This is a genomic window from Mycobacterium intermedium (genome assembly GCF_002086275.1).
GTDB classification, from domain to species: Bacteria; Actinomycetota; Actinomycetes; order Mycobacteriales; family Mycobacteriaceae; genus Mycobacterium; species Mycobacterium intermedium.
Genome location: NZ_MVHT01000254.1, coordinates 1 through 925, shown reverse-complemented (window position 1 = coordinate 925; position 925 = coordinate 1). Strand labels below are relative to the sequence as shown.

At 64.5% G+C, this 925-nt stretch carries 1 protein-coding gene; it reads left to right on the top strand.

Going from position 1 to position 925, the window contains the following annotated elements; translation table 11 throughout:
- Positions 1-99 precede the first annotated feature (99 nt).
- Positions 100-925 (top strand): type IV toxin-antitoxin system AbiEi family antitoxin (locus BST27_RS30525; protein WP_139805505.1); only part of this gene is annotated, 826 nt, incomplete at its 3' end.

The following is a 925-nucleotide window of genomic DNA, read 5'->3' as shown; positions in this document are numbered from 1 at the left end:
ACTCGACGACTATCCACACTCCAAGACTGGTACACAGGGCTCACATTCGGCGGTCCCTGAGCACCGCAACCAGTCGGCGGCTCCACTGAACATGCCGCCATGGACGTATTTCAAGGAAGCGAAGCGGTCCGACGCGGGACCGTCACCCGAAAGCAACTCCGCAGGCGCTATATAGCGGTGTTCCGCGACGCGTACATCGCAAGGGATGCGGAACTGACGGCGGCCGTCAAGGCGCGCGCGGCGTGGCTGTCTACCGGCGCCACGCTCGCGGGCCTGTCGGCAGCCGCGGTATTCGGCACGAAGTGGCTCGACGATGACGCGCCGGCAGAGATCGTGCGTGCCAACCGGCACAGTCAGCGGGGAATTGTCACTCACACCTATCAGTTGGCTACGGGCGAGACGCAGTGGTTCCGTGGAGTGCGCGTTACAACCCCGGCGCGAACGGCCTTTGACATCGGATGCGGTATACCCGCCACCAAGTCGATTCCCATACTCGACGCGCTGCTGAACGCGACCGGCATCAAACCCGCCGATGTTGCTGCCGTGGCGGACGAACATCCTGGCGCCCGCGGAGTCCGTCAACTACGGGCGGCGCTGGACCTCGTGGATGGCGGTGCGGAATCGCCGCAGGAAACCAAAGTGCGACTGCTGCTGGTCGGCGCCGGGTTGCCCCGGCCGGAGACGCAGATCGAGTTTCACAACCTGCACCCGCGAGTGATCCGCGTCGACATGGGCTGGCGGGAGTGGAAGGTCGCCGTCGAATACGACGGCATTCAGCACTGGGATGACCCCGAGCAGCGAGCGTGGGATATCGAGCGAATTGCCCTGCTGGAAGAGGCTGGCTGGATCGTGATCCGGGTCAGTGCGGCAATGCTGAGAAGACCCCACGTCATCGTCGATCGCGTGCGAGTCAGGCTCGCCGAAC